The organism is Parendozoicomonas sp. 209JJ7-1 (assembly GCF_058147085.1).
Genome location: NZ_JBYVJU010000042.1, coordinates 1 through 3,040, shown reverse-complemented (window position 1 = coordinate 3,040; position 3,040 = coordinate 1). Strand labels below are relative to the sequence as shown.

Sequence of the window (3,040 nt, the reverse complement as noted above, 5' to 3'; positions counted from 1 at the left end):
TGTTCTCAGCTAATTTGAGCGCAGTCAAACTTTCTCTTGGTGATAAAGAAAACCTTTTATCAAGAAGGGTACTCCAGCTATCCTTGAAAAAGCATGTAATTAATAATCCTTTTGTCAAAATAGGTAAGTCAAGAAGCCACAATTCATCATTATCCATCAAGTCTTCCACATTTTTTTTGTCAATACCACCTTCCAACAAAACTTGGATTAACACTTCCATTTTCTGATATGGATCGTATGATATTCTAATGGAATCACGACTACTTATTTTTTTTTGAACCTGTAACTTTAAGAGCAATGCAGCAATTTCTGGTATATGTCGAAGAGGTGATTTAAAATGCTTACTTTCTTTTTTTTGACAATGGCCAAAATCAATCAGCTTAAGTTCTCCAGAATCAATATCAAGCATGAAATTTTTACCATCACTAAATCCATAATAGTCCGTTTGATCAAATTCTTTTTCATCTAAAAAACTTATAACCTCCAGAAGCTGAAAGAATAAATCATTAATCATACCAGGGGTCAAAAGGGTAATATATTCCTCTGAAAACAGTTCTTCTAAATCTAGATGCGCCCGTCTAAAAACAAAAAATCTAGCATCATCTTCATCAAATGATCCATAAAAATCTATGATATTGGGATGTCCATATTTTGTTATGTATTTTATATTTTCTAATTCGCCATCAAAAAATTCATACTCATGTTCTGATTTAACACGTACTTTTTTAATAGCCAGTGAGCACTTGGTTGGAGATTTGCACTCCGCTTCATAAACGAAACTGCTCATTCCTGATCCAATAATAACGCCAATTCTATAATAACTGGTCTTAGGTTCAATACTACGTACATTAAAGCCGTGAAAACAAGATTTCGCCTTTTGTTCTGCCTTGTCTTCTGGAAGATGACTGGTGGGTGGTTTAGCATACATGTCCTCAGTAGGTTTTTCCATTTGAGTAGGTTGCATATCAACATCTTCATATTTAAATATGATCTATTTATTGCCTAATAGTTCTAAGAATCAATAACCATTTTGATAGAACACATAACAAGTAAATCCAGGTGACGCCTACGGCGCACCTGATTTAGGCGTTAGGTGAAGCTGAGTAAACTTCAAGTCTGATAAAGTAGTATTCTTTATTGTGTTGGCTGGCGTTGGGAGAGATAGGAGTTGTTTCCCCGAGTTACGCCGCAATTTAAATTTCTATCGTCGTCGAGTAAAGCGTTTGCGGCGTTTTAGCTCCGAGTTCAGACTTTTCAGTTGCCAACGCCAGCATAATCATTGTGCATAAATCACCAGGCAAACAACTGTGTTCAACCTTGAAAAAACATCGGCTTTATTGTGCAAGGCTGGCTAAAAATATCGAAGTTCATTCCTTCGAGTCGCGCCGCTATAAAAATCTGCGCTTTATTTAAGCTCACAGCTTGCGGCGTTAAGTCTTGTGTCCATACATTCGTGCAGCCAGCCACAACCAAAGTGCACACTTCGTATCGTGGTGCGGCACATTCAATGCAAACCGGGTAAGCACCTAACAAGCGCATCCAAGTGACGCCTTCGGCGCACCTGATGCGGGCGTTAGCTGTTAAAGGTGAGTTTGTCATTCCTTTTGCTCTGGTTCAGCATAATCATCGAGAAGAAATAGAGAAGCTGTCGTAAACTTCGAGCGTTAAGTTCAGTGAAAAGCTGGCAGTTGAGTTCAGCGTAAATGCTTTTCGAGTTAAGCCGGGTAAAGTTCAGTCTTCTTGGTGGCATTCCATGCCACATCACCGTTGCCACAAACCCGGCATCAGCTTTTTCGTATTTGCTTTCGTCGTGTGCCAGCTCAACGAAGAACTGAGGTAGAAAGGTAGGGCAAATATCTTCAGCTTTACCGAGAGAAGAAGGTTTCTTTGTTCATGGTTTGCTGGCGATTAAGTTCAACGTAAAGGCTTTTCGTGTTAAGCCGGGCAGAGTTCAGTCTTTTTGGTGGCATTCCATGCCACATCACTGTTGTCATAAACCCGGCATCAGCCTTTTCGTATTTGCTTTCATCATGCGCCAGCTACAGAAAGCCGAGGCCAGTAAGGTTGGGCAAAACTGCAAAGTTCAGTTTAAAAAAACAGCTAACAAAAAAATCCAGGTGACGCCTACGGCGCACCTGATTTGGGCGTTATACGCTAGGAGAAAACATGGAAGATTCCACTTTCGATACGTTAATAAATATTCCAGAGCACAAAATCATGGAACAGATAAATATTTCTTTGGTAAAGCCATTAGACTCCAAGCGTCATAATGAAGAAGAATTTGAATTTAACTTTGAAATCAACCAGTTTACTGGCCCAGAATGGCGTAATATTTTTGAGAAAATATACAAATCTCAGAAAGCCAAGGTACAAGGTAAAAAACTCGTTCTAATATGCAAACCAACCGATTTGAAAGCAGAACTTTCTAAAGTAAAACTAACAATCATGAGCACCAATGAAGAGTATGAATCCAAGAGAAAACAGTTAATTGCTGAATTAGAAGCTAAAAAACTAAAAGAAAAGGAAGAAGCAATTAATAGGAATATAGAAGAGTCAAAAGTTCAAGAAATGTTTGAGAAACTTGAAATCTAGCACGCGTATAACAAGTGGTTCCAGGTGACGCCTTCGGCGCACCTGAACCAAGCGTTAGGTGCCAAACGTCAACGTCAAATTCAAGAAGTTCAAGCTTTAATTTTGTGCCTACATCAAGCACGCACAGACTTGTTCAAACCAGCAAAATAAAGAATGTGCCAAAAAATTTACTGGCCTTATCGAAAATGACAAAAATAGGGGCATCGGTTCCACCTGCTGGCAAAACGAGTTTCACCGGCGTTTTCAAACCAGCAAAATAAAGTCTGTGCCAACAAGTTCCACCTGTAAGTTCGTGCCAGCAATTTCCACCGGCATTTTGTTTGCAACTGGCAAGCACGACATCGTGCCAAAAAATATTATTTACCAACAAAGTCGCAATAAACTTATCGTACCAGCGGCTGCACCTAACAAGCGCATCCAAGTGACGCCTTCGGCGCACCTGATGCGG

Annotated in this window: 4 protein-coding genes; 1 reads left to right on the top strand and 3 read right to left on the bottom strand. The window is 39.6% G+C overall.

Annotated features, from left to right (window positions below; translation table 11 throughout):
• Positions 1-964: protein kinase domain-containing protein (locus ACY2RQ_RS19030; RefSeq protein ID WP_490114591.1), on the bottom strand; the 964-nt coding region annotated here is incomplete at its 3' end.
• A gap of 347 nt (positions 965-1,311) precedes the next feature.
• Positions 1,312-1,599: a hypothetical protein gene (locus ACY2RQ_RS19025; protein WP_490114590.1), complete on the bottom strand. Its 288-nt coding sequence runs from the start codon at positions 1,597-1,599 to the stop codon at positions 1,312-1,314.
• A gap of 567 nt (positions 1,600-2,166) precedes the next feature.
• On the opposite strand from ACY2RQ_RS19025, the gene ACY2RQ_RS19020 reads away from it, so the two are divergent.
• A complete protein-coding gene (locus ACY2RQ_RS19020) occupies positions 2,167-2,592 on the top strand; it encodes a hypothetical protein (protein WP_490114589.1) in 426 nt (141 codons plus the stop codon).
• Between the two features lie 133 nt (positions 2,593-2,725).
• Here the strand turns inward: ACY2RQ_RS19020 and ACY2RQ_RS19015 are convergent.
• Positions 2,726-3,040 (bottom strand): hypothetical protein (locus tag ACY2RQ_RS19015; RefSeq protein ID WP_490114588.1); only part of this gene is annotated, 315 nt, incomplete at its 5' end.

Coding starts and splice junctions, on each gene's coding strand:
- ACY2RQ_RS19025 (WP_490114590.1), bottom strand. CDS start 1,599: ATGACAAACTCACCTTTAACAGCTAACGCCCGCATCAGGTGCGCCGAA.
- ACY2RQ_RS19020 (WP_490114589.1), top strand. CDS start 2,167: ATGGAAGATTCCACTTTCGATACGTTAATAAATATTCCAGAGCACAAA.